14 protein-coding genes and 1 pseudogene are annotated in these 18,423 nt (G+C 75.2%); 9 read left to right on the top strand and 6 right to left on the bottom strand.

Going from position 1 to position 18,423, the window contains the following annotated elements:
- Positions 1–264: 264 nt before the first annotated feature.
- Positions 265–543: a hypothetical protein gene (locus GL259_RS34790; protein WP_159537398.1), complete on the bottom strand. Its 279-nt coding sequence runs from the start codon at positions 541–543 to the stop codon at positions 265–267.
- Positions 544–891: 348 nt separating this feature from the next.
- Between GL259_RS34790 and GL259_RS34785 the strand changes: the two are divergent.
- Positions 892–2,241: pseudogene (locus GL259_RS34785) on the top strand (hypothetical protein); the annotation flags it as partial.
- Positions 2,210–2,407: a hypothetical protein gene (locus GL259_RS39140; protein WP_159539213.1), complete on the top strand. Its 198-nt coding sequence runs from the start codon at positions 2,210–2,212 to the stop codon at positions 2,405–2,407. The pseudogene GL259_RS34785 and the gene GL259_RS39140, both read left to right, overlap by 32 nt.
- 362 nt (positions 2,408–2,769) lie before the next feature.
- Here the strand turns inward: GL259_RS39140 and GL259_RS34775 are convergent, their stop codons facing one another.
- Positions 2,770–3,423 carry a phosphoribosyltransferase family protein gene (locus tag GL259_RS34775; protein WP_159537396.1) on the bottom strand — a complete coding sequence of 218 codons (654 nt, stop codon included), beginning with the start codon at positions 3,421–3,423 and terminating at the stop codon, positions 2,770–2,772.
- A 206-nt stretch (positions 3,424–3,629) separates the two neighbouring features.
- Here GL259_RS34775 and GL259_RS34770 point away from each other — a divergent pair, with 206 nt between their 5' ends.
- Positions 3,630–4,301, top strand: coding sequence for an alpha/beta fold hydrolase (locus GL259_RS34770; protein ID WP_159537394.1), 672 nt, complete (start codon positions 3,630–3,632; stop codon positions 4,299–4,301).
- 429 nt (positions 4,302–4,730) lie between these two features.
- Here the strand turns inward: GL259_RS34770 and GL259_RS34765 are convergent, their stop codons facing one another.
- The gene (locus GL259_RS34765; RefSeq protein ID WP_159537392.1) at positions 4,731–5,429 is read right to left on the bottom strand and encodes a response regulator transcription factor; all 699 of its coding nucleotides are present in this window, start codon (positions 5,427–5,429) and stop codon (positions 4,731–4,733) included.
- Between the two features lie 420 nt (positions 5,430–5,849).
- Here GL259_RS34765 and ppdK point away from each other — a divergent pair, with 420 nt between their 5' ends.
- From ppdK to GL259_RS34745, 4 genes are all read left to right on the top strand, one after another.
- Positions 5,850–8,537, top strand: a complete 2,688-nt coding sequence (gene ppdK, locus GL259_RS34760) for a pyruvate, phosphate dikinase (RefSeq protein WP_159537390.1) — start codon at positions 5,850–5,852, stop codon at positions 8,535–8,537.
- A 377-nt stretch (positions 8,538–8,914) separates the two neighbouring features.
- Positions 8,915–9,934, top strand: a complete 1,020-nt coding sequence (locus GL259_RS34755) for a sigma-70 family RNA polymerase sigma factor (RefSeq protein WP_159537388.1) — start codon at positions 8,915–8,917, stop codon at positions 9,932–9,934.
- A 279-nt stretch (positions 9,935–10,213) separates the two neighbouring features.
- Positions 10,214–11,194: a TerC family protein gene (locus GL259_RS34750; RefSeq protein WP_159537386.1), complete on the top strand. Its 981-nt coding sequence runs from the start codon at positions 10,214–10,216 to the stop codon at positions 11,192–11,194.
- Between the two features lie 56 nt (positions 11,195–11,250).
- On the top strand, positions 11,251–11,475 hold the full coding sequence (locus GL259_RS34745; RefSeq protein ID WP_159537384.1) for a hypothetical protein: 225 nt from the start codon (positions 11,251–11,253) through the stop codon (positions 11,473–11,475).
- A 115-nt stretch (positions 11,476–11,590) separates the two neighbouring features.
- On the opposite strand, the gene GL259_RS34740 is transcribed toward GL259_RS34745, so the two are convergent.
- Complete coding sequence (locus tag GL259_RS34740) at positions 11,591–12,538, bottom strand: Rieske (2Fe-2S) protein (RefSeq protein ID WP_159539212.1); 948 nt, start codon at positions 12,536–12,538, stop codon at positions 11,591–11,593.
- 142 nt (positions 12,539–12,680) lie between these two features.
- Positions 12,681–13,430 carry a TioE family transcriptional regulator gene (locus GL259_RS34735; RefSeq protein WP_159537382.1) on the bottom strand — a complete coding sequence of 250 codons (750 nt, stop codon included), beginning with the start codon at positions 13,428–13,430 and terminating at the stop codon, positions 12,681–12,683.
- A 58-nt stretch (positions 13,431–13,488) separates the two neighbouring features.
- Between GL259_RS34735 and GL259_RS34730 the strand changes: the two genes are divergently transcribed.
- Entirely contained in the window at positions 13,489–14,691 is a 1,203-nt protein-coding gene (locus GL259_RS34730) for an erythromycin esterase family protein (protein ID WP_159537380.1), read from the top strand.
- On the opposite strand, the gene GL259_RS34725 is transcribed toward GL259_RS34730, so the two are convergent.
- The gene (locus GL259_RS34725; protein WP_159537378.1) at positions 14,669–15,547 is read right to left on the bottom strand and encodes an arylamine N-acetyltransferase; all 879 of its coding nucleotides are present in this window, start codon (positions 15,545–15,547) and stop codon (positions 14,669–14,671) included. The two genes, GL259_RS34730 and GL259_RS34725, sit on opposite strands and share 23 nt — an antisense overlap.
- Before the next feature lie 511 nt (positions 15,548–16,058).
- Between GL259_RS34725 and GL259_RS34720 the strand changes: the two genes are divergently transcribed.
- Positions 16,059–18,119 (top strand): SpoIIE family protein phosphatase, encoded by a 2,061-nt coding sequence (locus GL259_RS34720; protein ID WP_159537376.1) that lies wholly within the window; start codon positions 16,059–16,061, stop codon positions 18,117–18,119.
- Positions 18,120–18,423: the final 304 nt, after the last annotated feature.

Here is an 18,423-nt window from a genome sequence, read left to right as displayed (position 1 = left end):
GTGTACCCCGATCGACTTCCGCAGGTGCCCCGTACGGCCGCGATCAATCTCAAAGGTGAGGCAGACGGGCGTACCGAGCGCGTGCGCCGCGGAGGCCGCCGGGCACGTCACCGTCCGGCGGTCCCGGCGGCCTCCGGCACAGGAGCCCGGCGTCGCCGGGGAGCACTCCGGCGAGGCGCGCGGCACCGGCGGCACCGCTCCCGCCGCGGGCGTCGCCCGGCACGGCTCCGGCGGCGTCACCGGCCGGACCCGGCGCCGTACGCGTCACCGGGTCCGGGGCCGGGCCCGCCGGGACCCCGGGGAGCCGGCCGCCTGGCCGGCGAGCCCGGCCAGGACCAGGCCGGCGGCCAGGAGCAGCCCCTGCGGCAGGACCATGCCGGCCACCACCCCGGCGATCCCCGCCAGGAGCAGCAGCCGGGCTCCCGCGCCCCGGTGCTCGCGCGGCCGGGGCGAGCAGTTCCTTTCCCGCGCCCCGCACGAGCGGGGAACGTCGCGCCGTACGGGGAGTTCGGTGGTGCCGGGTCGCTCGTCGCACTTGGACATGGCTCCTCCCTCCCGGGCTGTGGAGCCGGCCGTGGGCGTGTGTCGCGCTCTCCCGTCCGAACGGCATCGACCCCTCACCGTAATCGTACACATGTTCGCATCAATCGGTCCATATCTACCCGTCCCCTCCCGTCCCCTCCCGATCCCGCCTCGGAGCCGTCGGGTCCGGGGCCCGGCGGCGGAAGCGCGCGGGACGCGGACGTGACGGGCGCCGGACCCGCCGGACACCCGTATGCGCCCCGCCGGTCGCCCGGACGGCCCGGAACGGCCGCGCCGGAGGGGCGGGGACGCCGTGGTGACGCGAATGTGGTGACAGCCGTGACGCACGGGCGGACGCGAGGAGGCCGGATGGCGAGGACCGTGGCGGAGGGCGCCGTGGCGTGCGACGACGGGCGCCGCGACGCCGGAGCCGGGCGGCAGGACCCCTCCGGCCGTTCCTTCGAGCAGCTGGGCGCGGTGGCCGACGCCGTCCTGTACGAGGGGTACCTGCTCTACCCGTACCGCCGTTCCTCGCCGAAGAACCGGGTGCGCTGGCAGTTCGGTGTCCTCCTCCCCCGCGACTGGGCGGAGCGGCACGGCCCCGTCGAGCCCGGTGTCTCCGGTTCGGCGGACCCCTGGTACCAGCAGACCGAGTGCCTGCTGCGGATCCGGCGGCCCGGCGCGGTCGTGCGGGTCAGGGTCCGCCACCTGCAGCTCCAGCACAAACAGGTGGAGGAGACCGGCCGGGACGGCCGCCACCGGCCGGTGGCGGCCCTGCACCTGCCCGACGGCACACCGCACCTGACGTTCGACGAGGCGGTGCCGCGCGAGGCCGATCTCGCCGTCCCCCTGGACGACCTGCTGCGGCGGGAGTCCGCCTTCCCGGTGGAGGGGCCCGCGGGCGAACGGACCGAGGCGCTTCCCGGGGGCGCCGGGCGCGTCGTGCGGCGGCGCTTCGACGTGCGCGCCCGCACCACCGTCGGGGCCGAACGGCTCACGGACGACGTCTGCCGGCTGCGGATCCGCACCGAGAACACCGGACGCGCACCGGGACCGGACGCCGTGCGCGACGAGGCGCTGCGCCGTGCGCTCATCGCCACGCACACGCTCGTCGGCGGGGACGGCGTGGAGTTCGTGTCGCCGACCGACCCGCCCGCACGGCTGCGCGAGCACACCCGCGCCTGCCGCAACGACTTCACCTGGCCCGTCCTCGGCGGACCGCCCCCGGCCACCGGCGACGGCGAGGGGCCGCCGGGCACGGGGAGCGCGGACCCGCCCGGGGCGCGGCTGCTGCTCTCCTCGCCGATCATCCTCCCCGACCACCCGCAGGTGGCACCGGAGAGCCCGGGCGACCTGCACGACGCGGCGGAGATCGACGAGATCCTGACGCTGCGCACCCTGCTGCTCACCGACGAGGAGAAGCGCGAGGCCCGCGCCACCGACCGGCGCGCCGCCCGGATCCTCGACCGGGTGGAGACCATGCCGCCCGAGGTCTTCTCCCGGCTGCACGGCGCCATCCGCTCGCTGGACCCCGCCGGTCCCCCGCCCGGCGACTCCCCCGGCCCCCGGCCGGTGGGGTGGCGGGAGGGCGCCGACGAGGGGCTGTCGCCCGCGACCGACGCGGTGCCGGTCGGCGGCGTGCCCGTGCGGGGCGGCAGCCGGGTCCGGCTCCGTCCGCGCGGGCGCGGTGCCGACGCCCAGGACATGTTCCTGGCCGGACACCCCGTCCACGGTCCGCGGCATCCACCAGGGGAACAAGGGCCCCTACCACCACCAGCCCGGGCACCACAAGGACGGCACCGCCGACGCGCGGCGGTCCACCGGGATCCGCTGGAAGCGGCACGACGCGCTCATGAAGGTCATGCCGAACCTGTCTCCCGGCTGAGCCCTCCGAGCACGGTGCGCCCCGAACGACACACGAGGAAGCAGGAAGCGGACATGACGGCCAAGCGAATCCTGATGGCGGAGGCGGCGCTGGTGGGCGGAGCACTGCTGGCGCTGCTGGTCAAGGAGTGGCCCGGGATGAGGCGCGAGGTGCGCATCTGGCGGATGGCCGGCTCCCGCCCCCGCTAGGACCGGTCCGGCGGCACCCTGCCGGCACGGGCGGGCGGGGCGGGGGTCCCCGCCCCGCGGGAACCGGGAGGGCCCGCCGGGTCCCGCGTCCCGGGCACGGGCCGCCGGGGCGGGCTCCGGCGGCCCGTCCCGCCGACCGCGGGCGTCAGGGGGACGCGGCCGGGGCCGCCGGGATCACGCCGCCGGGCTGAGTTCGTCCAGGATGCGGACGACCTCCTCGTCACCGACCTGGTCGAACTTCTCGTACCACTGGCCGACGGCCCGGAAGTCCGGCGGCTGGTGCAGGCAGATCAGGTCGTCGGCCTCCGCGCGCATCAGGTCCACGGCGCCCGGTGCGCCGACCGGCACGGCGAGGACCAGCCGCGCGGGGCCCTGCCGGCGCAGATGCCGCAGGGCGGCGCGCGCGGTGACGCCGGTGGCGAGTCCGTCGTCGACGACGATCACCGCCCGGTCCGTGACGTGGGGCGCCGGCCGGCCCCCTCGGTAGCGGCCCTCACGGCGGTGGAGCTCGGTCCGTTCCCGGGCCACGTCCGGGCCGAGGCGGTCCTCGCTCAGGCCCAGCATCTCCAGCACCCGCCGGTCGTACAGCGGCGGGTCGTCGCCGACGATCGCGCCGATCCCGGTCTCCGGCCGGCCGGGCACGCCGATCTTGCGGGCGACCAGCACGTCCAGCGGTGCCCGCAGGGCCCTGGCGACCTGTGCCCCCACCGGCACCCCACCGCGGGGAAGCGCGAGGACGAGGGGGTCCACGAGGTCGCCGTCGGCGGCCCACTCCATCAGCCGGAGGGCGAGGTCCTCGCCCGCGTGCCGGCGGTCGTGGTAGCGCATGGCCGGTGCCCGCCTTCCTCTGCCCGAACTCCTCGCGGGGCGCATCCTCGTCGACGGCGTCCGCCCTGTCCGGCTTCCGGGGTTTCCTCCGCGTGAGCGCCGAAACCGGAAGCCGGACCTACGAGTTCCCGGGTCCGGCCGGATAGGGCACCGCCGGGCCGGGTACCCGGCCCGGTCGACGGGCGCCCCCAGGGAGGTGACGACGCATGATCTCCGAGAGCGTGACCGTTCCCTCGGGAGAGGCGGGGCTGGCCGGTGACCTCGTGGTCCCGGCGGGCGCGCGCGGCGTGGTGGTGTTCGCGCACGGCAGCGGCAGCTCGCGCCTGAGTCCCCGCAACCGTGCGGTCGCCGAGGCGTTGCGCCGGGCCGGGTTCGGCACGTTGCTGATGGACCTGCTGACCGAGGACGAGGAGCGCCGGGACTCCGTGACCGCCGAGTACCGTTTCGACATCGGCCTGCTGGCCCGGCGGCTGGTGGACGCCGTCGACTGGCTCGAGCAGCGGCCGGACACCGCGGACCTCCCGGCGGGCCTGTTCGGGGCGAGCACGGGAGCGGCCGCGGCCCTGGTGGCCGCGGCCGAGCGTCCGAGGAGGGTGTCCGCGGTCGTGTCGCGCGGCGGACGGCCGGATCTGGCCGACGCGGCGCTCCCCCTGGTGGCGGCCCCGGTGCTGCTCGTCGTCGGCGGCGACGACGGGCAGGTCCTCGGCCTCAACCGCCGGGCGGCCGAAGCGCTGTCCGCGCCGCACACCGTCCACGTGGTGCCGGGCGCGACCCACCTCTTCCCCGAACCCGGCGCCCTGGAGGAGGTGGCCGAAGCCGCCGCCGGCTGGTTCCGGGACCACCTGGGCGCCGGGAACGGCTGCGGGTCCCCCGCCTGAGGTCATGTGCCGGGTGGGGCACGGCGGTCACGGCACGGCCTGGCTGCCTGCCGGATGACGGCGTGGGGGACGGGACCGGTGCGCGGGCGCGGGCAGGGGCCACGGGGCCGGCCGGACGCCGTCCGGCCCTGGCGGCCCGGGGAATGCCGCGGTGTACTGGAGGGGACGGGAAGGACCCGATGCCGACGCGGGGAAGCGGCTCACCACCGCGCACCGCGCAATCCGGATCCGCGAGAAGCGGGTGGAGTCCTTCCCGTCTCGTCGTTCCGGACGGCCCGGTCCCGTCCGCGCGAGTGCTGCCGGTCTCCGCGAGCACCGACGTGCCGGGCGGCGCCCGGCCCGCCCGGGGACCCGCCGCTCGGCCCCGGCGCGCCGGAGCGAGACCCGTCCCGGAGCGGCCGGTCCGGCGCCGTCTCCCGCCGCGTGGTGTCAGTGGCCCTCGTGCTTCAGCCGGTCGCGGGCCTGGGTGGCGATCACGGCGGCCTGGATGCGGCGCTCCACGCCCAGCTTCGCCAGGAGACGGGAGATGTGGTTCTTCACCGTCTTCTCCGCCAGGTACAGCCGCAGACCGATCTGCCGGTTGGTCAGCCCCTCACCGACCAGCGCCAGGATCTCCCGCTCCCGGTCCGTCAGCCCCGGCAGCGCGTCCGGCTCCTCCTCCTTCTCCCGCGGCCGCCCACCCCGCAGCCGCGCCATCAGCCTGGCGGTGGCACTGGGATCCAGCAGCGACTGTCCCCGGGCCACCGTGCGCACGGCCTCGACCAGGTCGGAGCCCCGGATCTGCTTGAGCACATACCCGGACGCACCCGCCATGATCGAATCCAGCAGGGCCTCCTCGTCGTCGAACGAGGTCAGCATCAGACAGGCCAGATCCGGCAGGCCCGAGCGCAGCTCACGGCACACGCTCACCCCGTCCCCGTCGGGCAGCCGCACGTCGAGGACCGCGACCTGAGGACGCAGCGCCGGCACACGGACCAGGGCCTGCTCGGCGGTCGCGGCCTCACCGACCACACTGATGTCCGGCTCGTCGTCCAGCAGGTCGTGCACCCCGCGCCGGACCACCTCGTGATCGTCCAGCAGGAAGACCCGGATCGGATCGCCGGGACCGGGCTGCGCACCGTCCGCCATGAAGTGCTCCTCGTTCTCTGCGTGCCCTGCGTGCTCCGTGTGCTCTGCGCGCTTCGCGTGCTCTGCATGCTCTGCGTGCCGGGTCCGCGCCGGTGGCCCATCATGGACCCCATCGGCTTCCCGTACGGAATCCTTCCCGGCCCGGGGCCGGATGGCCAGGGCCGGTCGGCCCTGTTAGTCCGGCCCCGTCCTCACCGGCGACCACCCGCTCAGGGGGTGGCCGGCGCGCTTGCGGCACCGGGCGGCGGCACGGACCGGCCGGCGGTGGCCCGGGGAACGGGTGACGAGCGGGGCCGATCGGCCCGCCCGAGGGCGCCGGACGGGAACCGGCCGTCCGCCCGGCACGCGTCCGGCGCCGCGGGCGCGCCGGCCCGCCGAGCGGCCCGCGGGACGCCGTACAGAGCTGAGGAGCGCGACGCCATGGTCCGATACGTGTACGACTTCCACGAGGGCGGCCGCGACATGGCCGGCCTGCTCGGCGGCAAGGGCGCGAACCTGGCCGAGATGACCCGGCTGGGACTGCCGGTGCCGCCCGGCTTCACCGTCACCACCGAGGCCTGCCGCGCCTACCTGGCCACGGGCGCGGAGCCCGAGGGGCTGTCCCGGGAGGTCTCCCGCCATCTGTCCGCCCTGGAGGAGTCCGCCGGGCGGCACCTGGGCCGGGCCGACGACCCGCTGCTGGTGTCCGTCCGCTCCGGGGCGCGGTTCTCCATGCCCGGGATGATGGAAACGGTCCTGGACATCGGCCTGAACGACGACTCCGTCCTGGGTCTGGCCGCGGTGTCGGGCGACGAGCGGTTCGCCCGGGACTCCTACCGCCGTCTGGTCCAGATGTTCGGCAGCACGGTCATGGGCGTGGACGCCGCCCTGTTCGAGGACGCCCTCACCCTGCTGAGGGACGAGCGGAACGCCCCGGACGACGTGCACCTGGACGCCGGTGACCTCGCCCGGCTCGTGGAGACGTACAAGGAGCTGATCCGGCGCGAGACCGGCGAGTCCTTTCCGCAGTCCCCCGCCGAACAGCTGCAACGGGCGATCCTGGCCGTCTTCGAGTCCTGGAACGGGGAGCGGGCCCGCCTGTACCGGCGGCGCGAGCACATCCCCGACGACCTGGGCACCGCGGTCACGGTGCAGCGCATGGTCTTCGGCAACCTCGGCCACGACTCCGGCAGCGGGGTGGCCTTCACCCGCGACCCGGCCACCGGGCGCCCCGGCCTGTACGGCGACTACCTGCCCGACGCCCAGGGCGAGGACGTCGTCGCCGGGATCCGCAACACCGTGCCCCTGGCCGAACTGGAACGCCTGGACCCCGGCTCGTACACCCGGCTGCGCGAGCACATGCGGACCCTGGAACGGCACTACCGCGACCTGTGCGACATCGAGTTCACCATCGAGCGCGGCACCCTGTGGATGCTGCAGACCCGGGTCGGCAAGCGCACCGCCGAGGCCGCGTTCACGCTCGCGACCGAGCTGGCGGACGAAGGGCTCATCACCCCGCGGGAGGGGCTGGCCCGGGTGAGCGGTGACGGGCTCGCCCGGCTGATGTTCCCGCGGTTCGACACCTCCGCGACCGGCGACCCGCTCGCCCACGGCATCCCGGCCTCGCCCGGCGCGGCGGTCGGCGCGGTGGTCTTCGACTCCGCCGAGGCGGTGCGGCGCGCCGCGGCCGGCGAGAAGGTGGTGCTCGTGCGCCAGGAGACCACCCCGGACGACCTGCCCGGCATGGTCGCCGCGCAGGCCGTGCTCACCAGCCGCGGCGGCAAGACGTCGCACGCGGCCGTCGTGGCACGCGGCATGGGCAAGGTCTGCGTGTGCGGTGCCGAGGAGCTCACGGTCGACACCGGGCGACGGCGTTTCACCACCCCGGACGGCACCGTCGTCGAGGAGGGCGCGGTCGTCTCGGTGGACGGCTCCGCCGGTGCGGTGTACTCCGGTGCGGCCCCGCTGGTCGACTCGGAGGTCATGCGGTACCTGGAGACGGGTGGGACGTCCGAGGGCGTGGTCGCGTCGGTCGCCCGCGTCCTGAAGGAGGCCGACGGCACCAGGCGGCTGGCGGTGCGGGCCAACGCCGACACGCCCGAGGACGCCGCGCGGGCCCGCCGGTTCGGCGCGCAGGGCATCGGCCTGTGCCGCACGGAGCACATGTTCCTCGGCGAGCGCCGCAAGCTGGTCGAGGACATGATCCTCGCCCCCGACGACGCGGCCCGTGACCGTGCCCTCGACGCCCTGCTCCCCCTGCAGCGGCGGGACTTCGCCGGCATCCTCGAGGCGATGGACGGCCTGCCGGTCACCATCCGGCTCCTCGACCCGCCGCTGCACGAGTTCCTGCCCGACCGCACCGACCTCGCGGTGCGCGTCGCCGCCGCCGAGGCCCGCGGCGAGCGCCCGGATCCGCACGACGTGGACCTGCTCGACGCCGTGAACCGCATGCACGAGGAGAACCCGATGCTCGGCCTGCGCGGTGTGCGCCTGGGCCTCGTGGTTCCGGGTCTGGTCGCGATGCAGGTGCGGGCCGTCGCCGAGGCGGTGGTGGAGCGGACCGGGGCCGGGGGCTCCCCCCTGGCCGAGATCATGGTGCCGCTGGTCGGCGCCGTCGAGGAGCTGCGGCTCGCCCGCGCGGAGGTCGAGCGCGTCCTGGCCGAGGTGTCCGAGGCGTCCGGCGTCCCGGTGAGGTGCCCGGTCGGCACCATGATCGAGCTGCCCCGGGCCGCGCTCACGGCGGGCCGGATCGCCGAGGAGGCGGAGTTCTTCTCCTTCGGCACCAACGACCTCACCCAGACCACCTGGGGCTTCTCCCGCGACGACGTCGAAGCGGAGTTCTTCCCCGCCTACCTCGACAAGGGTGTCTTCCCCGCCTCCCCCTTCGAGACCCTCGACCGCGAGGGTGTAGGCCGTCTGGTCGGCATCGCCGTCGCCGAGGGCCGCGCCGCACGGCCGGACCTGAAGATCGGCGTCTGCGGCGAGCACGGCGGCGACCCGGATTCCGTCCGCTTCTTCCACGGCGCGGGACTGGACTACGTCTCCTGCTCGCCGTTCCGCGTTCCGGTGGCCCGCCTGGAGGCCGGCCGGGCGGCGCTGACGGGGACCGGGGACGGCGACAGCCGGTGACGGGGATCGCGGCCCCGGGGACCGGGGCGGGTGCTCGCCGCACGCCGGAGCCACGCAGCGCTCGCAAGGAGCCGGGCACATGACCCTCGACGACACCGGCGCCCGAGCGGCACCCGGCACCGTGCGGGTACGGGCCGGGGGCGACGTCGGCGCGCGGGACCTCGCGTACGTCCGGACCGGGGCCGGCGCCGTCCTCGGCCGGCCGGGGCTGCCGGCGGTCAGCGGCGACGTGCGGGTCCCCGGGGCGGCGCCCCCGTCGTCACCGCCTCCGGCCGGCGGTGCGCCCCGCCTCGCCGTGGCGGACGGGCCCATGGGTTCGCCCACGCCCCCTCGGGTACCCGGGACGTCCGGAACGTGGGAAGAAGAGGAGCGCGACGATGGCTCCCGCGACGACAGGGCCGGCGGACTCCGCACGAGACGGTCGCCGGTCCCCGGCCCGTACCGGTAAGCGGCTCAGTGCCGTCCCCGAGCCCGATCAGGAACCGGATCTCCTGGGCCAGTACCTGCGGCAGATCGGGGCGACCCCCCTGCTCACCGCGGACGACGAGGTGTGGTTGGCGCAGCGCATGGAGGCCGGGCTGCGCGCCATGGAGGAGCTGGAGCGGGCCGAGGGCGGCGACCGCGGCCTGCCGCGGGAGCGACGGCTCGCGCTGGAGGCGGCCGTGCGCGACGGGCAGGCGGCCAAGGACCACATGATCCGCGCCAACCTCCGGCTCGTGGTGTCGATGGCGAAGCGCCACGCCCATCGCGGGCTGCCCCTGCTGGACGTCATCCAGGAGGGCAACCTGGGACTGATCAGGGCCGTGGAGAAGTTCGACCACACCAAGGGCTTCAAGTTCTCCACCTACGCGACCTGGTGGATCCGCCAGGCCATCGAGCGCGGCGTGGCGACGCACGCCCGTTCGGTACGGCTGCCGGTGCACGTGGTGGAGCAGCTGCAGAAGCTCGGCAAGGTCGAGCGCAAGCTGCACTCGAGCCTCGACCGGGAGCCGACCGTCGAGGAGGTGGCCCGCGAGAGCGGCATCGCCGAGGACAAGGTGATCTGGCTGCGCCGGGTCGGGCGGCAGGTGATCAGCCTGGACACCCCCGTGGACGACACCGGTGACACGGTCGTCGGCGACCTCATCCCCGACACCGAGGTCCTGCAGGCCCCGGAGGTCGCCGAGTTCCAGGCGCTCGCCGAGGAACTGCGGGGGGCCATCGACACGCTCGCGCCGCGCGAGGCGCTGATCCTCAGCCTCCGGTACGGCCTGCACGACGGGCGGACGCGCACGTTGCAGGAGGTCGCCAAGCAGGTGGGCCTGACGCGCGAACGCGTCCGTCAGCTGGAGAAGCAGTCGCTGGCACATCTGCGGCAGCGGGAGCAGGGCGAGCGGCTTCTGGCGTGGGCGGGCTGACGGACCTCGCGGGGCACGGCCCGGGGGCCTCCCGGGCCGCCTCGCGGACGCCGCCCGCACGGCCCCGTCGGCCGGGTTCGGCACGGCCGGAGGATTCGGCGTGACCGGCCGGGTCCGCACCGCCCCGGTGGCCGCGGGAACCGGGCTGCGCGGACCCACCGGCTCCGGGCCGGGCCCCCCGCCGCCACCGGATCGCCGGCCCCCGGAGAGACAAGCCCCGCCGGATGCCCCACACTCGGAACAAGGCTGCCGATCGATCCCGCTCGAGGGGGCGGACCCGTGCATGATGTGCCACCGTGGCTGTGGCTGGTCTTCGCCGTCACCGTGCTGGTGTCGCTGGCGGTCGACCTCCTCGCCCATCGGCGGGCACACGTCATCGGGTTCCGCGAGGCCGCCGCCTGGAGCGGGGTCTGGGTGGGACTGGCGGTGCTCTTCGGAGCCGTCGTGTTCCTCGTGGTCGGCACGACGGCCGGAGTGGAGTACACGACCGCCTGGCTGCTGGAGAAGAGCCTCTCGGTCGACAACCTGTTCGTCTTCGCGCTGATCTTCGGCTACTTCAAGGTGCCGCGCGCGTACCAGCACCGCGTGCTCTTCCTCGGTGTCCTCGGCGCCCTGCTCTTCCGCGGCGTCTTCCTCGCCGCCGGAGTCGCCGTGGTCAGCCGCTTCACCGCCGTCCTGTACGTCTTCGCCGCCGTCCTCTTCTACAGCACGTACAAGATCCTCAAAGAGGAGGAGGACAGTTTCGATCCCGGCAGGAGCATCGCCGTACGCCTGCTCCGCAAGGTCGTTCCGGTGCGGGACGAGTACGCCGGCCCCCACTTCTTCGTCAAGGAGGCGGGCAGGCGCGTCGCCACCCCGCTGCTCGCCGTGGTCGCCGCCATCGAAGCCGCCGACCTCGTCTTCGCCGTCGACAGCGTGCCCGCGGTCCTGGCCGTCAGCAGCGACGCCTTCATCGTCTACACCAGCAACGCCTTCGCCATCCTCGGCCTGCGCGCCCTCTACTTCATGCTCGCCGGACTGCTCGACCGCTTCCACTACCTGAGCAAGGGCCTGGCGCTCATCCTCGCCTTCATCGGTGTCAAACTCATCCTCCAGGCGTCCCACAAGATGATCAGCCCCGCCGTTCCCGAGGTCCCCTCACCGCTCAGCCTCGCCGTCATCGTCCTCGTGCTGACCGTTTCCGTGGTGCTCAGCCTGGTGCGCCCTCCGCCGCCGAGCCGCACCGGCGACCGGCCGGCGGAACACGACGGAGCGGCCTGAGGGCCGACGCCCACGAGGCGTCGTGAAGTCCACAAAGCGGGCGTAAAATCCCTTTCATGAACCAGCAGCGACGCAGGATGACCGTCTCCTCGGATCATGTCTGCAGTTCGTGCGGGAAGCCGGTGGACACCGTGCTGGAACGGCACAAGACCATGGGCGTCTTCGCCCCCCTGTGGGCGACGGACCCTTGCCGCAACCCGGACTGCGCCCGGTACGAACCGGAACGGACGGCGCACGAGACGGAGCGGACGGCGGACGAGACGGTCCGGAAGACCTCCTGAAACCCTCCCGGAGGTCCGGCACACCTCTTCCGTGCCGCCGCACCGCCGTGCCGGCGGCCCCCGAGGCAGCGGTTTCGGCCGGGTGGACCCCGGCGAGCCGTCCCGCGGAGGGATGTCAGCCGCCGCCTCCCCGGGTCCTGCCCGCTCCCGATCCGGTCGGCCGCCGGTCCGTCTCCCGGTCGTCCGCCGCTCGCCCGTCCCGGTCGTGCCGGCGCAGGCGTAGCTCGACGTGGGCGTCGACCACGCGGGTGTCGAAGGCGGGCTGGGGCGCGGTGGCGGGGCCGCGCACGTTCCAGCCGTCCGAGAGCCTGAAGGTGCTGCCGTGCCACGGGCACTGGACGCATCCGTCGGCGACGGTGCCCTCGGACAGCGGTCCCGCGAGGTGGCTGCACCGCTCGGCCAGCGCGTGGACCGTGCCGCCGGGTTCCCGGACGACCAGGACCGGCACGTCGTCCACGCTGCGCCGCACGGGCCGGCCGGCCGGGAACTCGTCCACGGTGCCGATCCGGTGCCAGCCCTCCGTGACGACGTGCGGGACCTCCTCGGCGTGGTTGGCTCCGGACGCCTGGCGGTAGGCCAGGTGGCCGCCCAGCATGCCGCCGAGTCCGACCGCCGTCATCCCCAGGAAGCCGAACGTGCGGCCCGCCGCCCCGCGGCCCTTCACGCGGCAGACGAGCGAGGCGGTGTACAGGGCGACGGCCGCCGTGTTGGTCAGGGCGTGCAGCAGACCGACGCGCTGCTGCTGACGGTGCAGCTCCGCCCAGTCGACGGCGCCCGTGAAGGCCGCGGGAGCGGCGGCGGCCAGTCCGACGCCGACCAGCAGCCCCGCCTCGCGGGAGCGGCCGGGCCGCAGGTCCAGCACCGCCGCGGACAGCCAGCTCCCGATCGGCACCTGCACCATCAGCGGATGCACCGGATGTCCCAGCCACCTGCCGTGCAGCAGGTCCCGGCCGCGTCCCAGCGGCAGGGCCCGCACCCTCTCGCGGAGCGCGTCGATCACCGGATCGGCTCGTGGGTCCCGCTCCAGGCGGTCCAGCAGCCACAGGGCCCGGCTCTGCCGCATCCTGCGGCGGTCTGGCGTTGTGCTCATGGTCGGCCGGGTCCCCCGCCCGCGCGAACGGCAAACGGACCCACGGGCGGAAACCGGGTCAGCCGGGGCGCAACCGTGGGTGACGCCTGATTCCCTCCGGCCTGCGGCCGACGTCTCATCCGCGCTCGCGGAGGTACGCCTCCAGCTCCGCGGCCCCGGTCAGCATCGCCCGCCCTCGGGCGGACAGCCGGCCGTGCCAGTCGCGCAGGGCGGCCTCCAGCGGCTCCAGCCCGCCGGCCGCCCGCACCCGGGCGACCAACGGGGCGATCTGCTCCAGCAGGTAGCCGCCCCGCCTGAGCTGGTGGGTCAGCCGGGCGTCCCGCTCGGCGGCCTCCTCGTAGACGCGGTACCCGGTCCGCGGGTCGCGGCGCGGACACACCAGCCCGGCGCGCTCCCACTTGCGCAGTGTCGCGGGCCGGATCCCGAGCCTGTCCGCCAGCGGCCCGATGAACGTGCCGCCGGGGCCGGACACCGCGGCTGGCCCGGATCCCGCACCGGGCCCGGGCGCCGTGGTGGACCCCAGGTCGCGCAGGGCGCCCTCCACGGCCCGGAGGGTCCGCCGGTCGTCGAGGAGCTGGGCGTGGCTCTCGTCGATGAGGCGGAACGCCTCGTCGACCGCCCCCCGGTTCACGGCCCGCATGATCGACGCCGCCGTCCGGTGGCCGTGGCCGGGCACCAGGGCGAGGAACGCGCGCAGGGCGCCCGCGTGCAGCGCGGTGTAGGCGCGGTGGCCGTGGGGCGTGCGACCGGCGGCCGGGAGGATGCCGGCCTCCTCGTAGTTCCTGACCGCCTGCGTGGACAGACCGTGCCCGCGCGCCAGGTCGACCGGCCTGAGCCGCTCCCTGTTTTGAAGCTTTCGCACCATGGATGCGACGGTATCGCGGAAAAGTTTCAACCGAAGGTTCAACGATACCGTTGAAGGCATGGCTACCGACATCGAGGACACCGTCCGTGCCGTCGAGGCTGCCGCCGTCATGGGGCTGCTCCCGGCCCGGCCCCGGCTGCTCGCCCTGGGCGAGCCCACCCACGGCGAGGACGCCCTGCTCGGCCTGCGCAACGAGCTCTTCCGGCAGCTCGTCGAGCGGGAGGGCTACCGGACGATCGCGATCGAGAGCGACTGCCTGGCGGGCCTGCTGGTGGACGACCACGTCACCTCGGGCAGGGGCACCCTCGACGAGGTCATGGAGCACGGATTCAGCCACGGCTGGGGCGCCCTTGCGGCCAACCGCGAACTCGTGCGCTGGATGCGCGCCCACAACGAAGGCCGACCCGCGTCCGAGCGGCTGCGCTTCGCCGGTTTCGACGGTCCGCTGGAGATCACCGGCGCCGCGAGTCCCCGCCGGGCCCTCACCGCACTCCACGGCTACCTCACGGCCCGGGTGGACGCGGACCTGCTCCCCTGCACCGGGGAGACGCTCGACCGCCTGCTCGGTCCCGACGACCGGTGGACCGATCCCGCCGCGATGCGGGACCCGGCCCGGTCCGTGGGGCGGTCGGCCGAGGCCGGCCGGCTGCGGCTGCTCGCCGACGAGCTGGTGGCGCTGCTCGACGAGCAGATGCCGCACCTGCTCGCCACGACGTCGCAGGACGAGTGGGACCGGGCGCTCCTGTACGGGCGCACCGCGACCGGCCTGCTGCGCTACCACCACTGGACGGCCGACGCCTCACCGGCCCGCATGTCCCGGCTGGTGGCCGCGCGGGACCGGATGATGGCCCACAACCTCCTCGCCGTCGCCGCTCGGGGTCCGGTGCTCGTCCACGCCCACAACTCCCATCTCCAGCGGGAGAAGAGCTCGATGCGGATGTGGGAGGGACCGGTGCAGTGGTGGGGCGCCGGCGCGCTGGTGAGCGCCCGGCTCGGCGAGGAGTACGCCTTCGTGGCCACGGCCCTCGGCACGCTCCGGCACCGGGGAGTGGACACCCCGCCGCCGGACACCGTCGAAGGACTCCTGCACGCGCTCCCGGAGGATCGCTGCGTCGTCGACGCCCCGCGGCTGGCCGCCGTCCTCGGCGGCAGACGGCCCGCGCCCCGCGTGTCCCCCTGGTTCGGCTACGCCCCGCTCGACCCGGACCACCTGGCGCACATCGACGGCCTGGTGTTCGTCAAGGACGTCCGGCGGAGCTAGTTGTCCTGCCCAGCAGCCGGACGCCGTCCGGTACGTCGATCCCGAACTCCTCGTCGAGGAGGCGTCGTGCCTCCCGCTCGTCGGTCAGCTCCCGCGCCGTGACCGCGCCGTCGGCGCGGGTCTCGGTGAGGCGGCGGCCGTCGAGGAGCAGGTGGCGGCCGGGGGTGAGGCGCTGGACGTAGGGGCGGTGGCTGAACGGGGAGCGGGGGTTGGTGGCGATGTGCCAGTTGATGACCTCGAAGTCGGGCCGCTCGAAGGGCTCCACCGTGAAGGCGTACTGCGCCTCCCAGCCGTCCGCCCTGCCCGCCCCGGTCGTGCCGTACGCCTCCAGCACCCACATCTCCAGTGGGCCGTCGTGCGGTGCGTGCACCAACCGGTGCCGGCGGCCCGCGTCGTGGAACTCCGTGCCGGCCACCAGCGGCACCGGCTCCAGCAGGGCGCCGGCCGTGCCGAAACCCACGTCCGCGAGGTGGGGCCGCTGCTCGCCGGGCACCTCGACGAGCAGCGCCATGTGCGTGCGCGGGCGGCTCTCGAAGCGGTCGGTGCCGACCACGACCCGGGCGGCCAGCAGGGTCACCCGGAAGCCCAGCGCCTCCAGGGCGCCCGCGAACAGCGTGTTGTGCTCGTAGCAGTAGCCCCCACGGCGGCCGTGGACCAGCTTGGCCGTCAGATCGGCCGGGTCGAGGGAGGGGGCCACACCCCGCACGGGGTCCAGGTTCTCGAACGGGACGGTCAGCGCGTGGGCCGTGTGGACGCCCCGCAGCGTCGCGAGGTCGGCCCGCCGCTCGCCCTCCCACCCGATCCGCTTCAGATAGGCATCGAGGTCGAACGACGTCGTCGGTACGGTCTCAGGCATGCCTCCACCGTATGGACGCACCGCCCCGGTCCGCCCGCCCCCGCGGCCGGAACCACCACCGGCCTTTGGTCCTAGTGCTCCGGTCGGAAATCGTCGCCCGCGCCGGTTCCTCCCCGGTGGCGGCGGGCCGTGGCTCGGTGCCGTCTGCGCCGGAGGGACCGGTTCGGTGCACGGGCGACCGGTTCGGGGCGGGGGAGGACGCTGCCGGTGGCGCCGGTGAGGTGGTCGTAGGGCTCCTCCCGGGTCAGCCAGGTCGACGGCGCCGTCTGGATGCCGTCACGGCACGGTGGGCGTAGTGTCCGCGTATGGGAGCTGTTCGGTGTGGCTGGAGGGATGCAGCCCTGCCGGAACCGGCGGAGCACGGCGGCCGTCTGCGTCGTCCGGTGCTCCGGCGAGCGGCTCGGCGGGCGCGGTGCCGGTGGCGGGCCGCGGACGGTGCGCGGCAGGACGTGGCCGGGAGGAGCGGACCGGGGCCGGCGTCCCCGCCGCCGCGGTGTCACGTGGACGGCTGATGGACAGCGCGATGACCGCCGTGGTGCGGGAGACCGGCGCGTTCGCAGGGCTGCTGTACGTGCTGCCGCCGGGCGACGACGCGTTGTGGCTGGCCGTCGTGGCGGGGGCACCGCACGAGTTCGCCGCGCCGTGGAGGAGGGTCGCGCTGACCGATCCGATGCCGGTGGCCGATGCCGTGCGCGAGCGGCGCCTGGTGTGGGTCGCCGGTCAGGAGGAGATGGCGCGCCGGTACCCGCGACCGGCGTTCGTGCTGCCGTACGACTTCGCGCTGTCGGCCGCCCCGGTCACCTCGAGCGCCGAGGTCCGGGGCGGGCTGGTGCTCCTGTGGCCCGGCACCCGTCCGTCACGGCTGAGCCCCGGCGAACGCGACGCCATCGAGACGGGCTGCCACCGCCTGGGCGGCGTCCTGCAACAGGCCGTGGAACGCGGCGACCCCCTGCCGCCCCCCGGCCGGCCGCGGACCCTGTCCCCGCCGGCCGGGCGCACCGTCCCGCCCGGCGAGGCGGCGGCGGCCGCGGCCTTCATCGACCGCCTGCCCGGAGGGTCCTGCGCGCTGGACACGAACGGCCGCCTCACCTTCGTCACGCCGGCCGCCGCCGGTCTGCTCGGTGCCGCTCCGGCCGACCTGGTGGGTGCCCTGCCCTGGGAGGCGCTGCCCTGGATGGACGTCCCCCAGGTCGAGGACCGCTACCGGGCCGCGGTGGTGAGCCGCCGGCCGCAGGCCTTCACCGTCCTGCGCCCCCCGGACGTGTGGCTGTCCTTCGAGCTGTACCCGGACCCCTCCGGCATCAGCGTCCGCATCACCGGCACCGACCCGTCCGAGGACGCCCCCGCACCGTCCGTGCCGGCCGCGGGTCCCAGCCGCGCCGTCCTGCTGTACCAGCTGATGCACCTGGCCGCCACCCTGACCGAGGCCGTCGGCGTGCAGGACGTGGTCGCCCAGGCCGCCGACCAGCTGCTGCCCGCCCTCGGCGCGCAGGGCATGGTGGTGATGACCTCCGAGGACGGCCGTCTGAAGATCCTCGGCCACCGCGGCTACCGCACCGAGATCATGGAACGCTTCGACGCCCTCCCCCTGAGCACGGACATCCCCGGCACCAGGGTCCTGACCACCGGCGTACCGGGGTTCTTCGCGTCCTTCGCCGACCTCCGGCGCGACTACCCGGCCACCGTGCACGAGGACGGGATGGCCGCGTGGGCCTTCCTGCCGCTGATCGCCTCCGGCCGTCCCATCGGCTCCCTCCTCATCGCCTACCGCCGTCCCCACCCCTTCCCGCCCGGTGAACGCGCCGTCCTCACCTCCCTGGCCGGCCTGGTCGGCCAGGCCCTGGACCGTGCCCGCCTCTACGACAGCAAGCACGACCTCGCCCACCGCCTGCAGTCCGCCCTGCTGCCCCACAGCCTGCCCCGCGTCCCCGGCCTGAGGGTCGCCGCCCGCTACCTGCCCGCCGCCCGCGGCCTGGGCATCGGCGGCGACTTCTACGACCTCATCCGCCTCGACCAGCGCACCGCGGCCGCCGCCATCGGCGACGTGCAGGGCCACGACGTGGACGCGGCCGCCCTCATGGGACAGGTCCGCACCGCCGTCCACGCCCACGCCACCGTCGGCGCGCCCCCGGACGACGTCCTGGCCGCCACCAACCGCCTGCTCACCGACCTCGATCCCGGCCTGTTCACCAGCTGCCTCTACGTCCACCTCGACCTCGCCCGCCGGCGCGCCTGCCTGGCCACCGCCGGACACCCGCCGCCCCTGCTGCGCCACGCGGACGGACGCACCGAACTCCTCCGCGTCCCGCCCGGCCTCCTCCTCGGCATCGACCCGGACACCCGGTACCCGACGCTGGAGTTCCCCCTGCCCCTCGGCTGTGTGCTCGTCCTCTACACCGACGGGCTCGTCGAAGCCCCCGGAGTCGACCTCGACGACGCCGCCGCCGCCCTGGCGGGACTCGTGGAGCACGCCGGACCGACCGACCTCGACGCCATGGCCGACACCCTCGTCCGGCACGCCCCCAGCCCGGGGGACGACATCGCCCTGCTCCTCATCGGCCCCGACGGGTGACGCGGCGTTCGTCCCCGGGGAGACGGGGGTTCCCGGCCCGCCGCGGGTGATCGCACGCCCGCGGGCCGCCGGGTCCGCGGCCCGCGACCGCACCCGGCCGGGCACTGGAAGTGAAACCCGCTGTCGTGTGCTGACCGACGCGGCCCGCGCCGCCGTACGGCCCTCCCCGACGGATCCTGCAGGCGGGGCCGGCCGGTTCGGGCTTCGCGGGGCGGTGCGCCCGGCCCCGGTACGGCGCGCGGCACGGGGATCGGGGCCTTCCCGAAGGGGCCCGCCCGCGGATCGGCGGACACTCCGCGGACCC

This window comes from Streptomyces sp. Tu 3180 (genome assembly GCF_009852415.1).
Classification (GTDB): domain Bacteria; phylum Actinomycetota; class Actinomycetes; order Streptomycetales; family Streptomycetaceae; genus Streptomyces.
This window is presented reverse-complemented; position numbering and strand designations above follow the sequence as displayed.

What these genes read in the sequence shown, in the direction of transcription:
- GL259_RS34775 (WP_159537396.1), bottom strand. Translation starts at nt 3,423, where the DNA reads ATGCGCTACCACGACCGCCGGCACGCGGGCGAGGACCTCGCCCTCCGG.
- GL259_RS34730 (WP_159537380.1), top strand. Translation starts at nt 13,489, where the DNA reads ATGGCTACCGACATCGAGGACACCGTCCGTGCCGTCGAGGCTGCCGCC.
- GL259_RS34790 (WP_159537398.1), bottom strand. Translation starts at nt 543, where the DNA reads ATGTCCAAGTGCGACGAGCGACCCGGCACCACCGAACTCCCCGTACGG.
- GL259_RS34725 (WP_159537378.1), bottom strand. Translation starts at nt 15,547, where the DNA reads ATGCCTGAGACCGTACCGACGACGTCGTTCGACCTCGATGCCTATCTG.
- GL259_RS34720 (WP_159537376.1), top strand. Translation starts at nt 16,059, where the DNA reads ATGGACAGCGCGATGACCGCCGTGGTGCGGGAGACCGGCGCGTTCGCA.
- GL259_RS34735 (WP_159537382.1), bottom strand. Translation starts at nt 13,430, where the DNA reads ATGGTGCGAAAGCTTCAAAACAGGGAGCGGCTCAGGCCGGTCGACCTG.
- GL259_RS34765 (WP_159537392.1), bottom strand. Translation starts at nt 5,429, where the DNA reads ATGGCGGACGGTGCGCAGCCCGGTCCCGGCGATCCGATCCGGGTCTTC.
- ppdK (WP_159537390.1), top strand. Translation starts at nt 5,850, where the DNA reads ATGGTCCGATACGTGTACGACTTCCACGAGGGCGGCCGCGACATGGCC.
- GL259_RS34770 (WP_159537394.1), top strand. Translation starts at nt 3,630, where the DNA reads ATGATCTCCGAGAGCGTGACCGTTCCCTCGGGAGAGGCGGGGCTGGCC.
- GL259_RS34740 (WP_159539212.1), bottom strand. Translation starts at nt 12,538, where the DNA reads ATGCGGCAGAGCCGGGCCCTGTGGCTGCTGGACCGCCTGGAGCGGGAC.
- GL259_RS34745 (WP_159537384.1), top strand. Translation starts at nt 11,251, where the DNA reads ATGAACCAGCAGCGACGCAGGATGACCGTCTCCTCGGATCATGTCTGC.
- GL259_RS34755 (WP_159537388.1), top strand. Translation starts at nt 8,915, where the DNA reads ATGGCTCCCGCGACGACAGGGCCGGCGGACTCCGCACGAGACGGTCGC.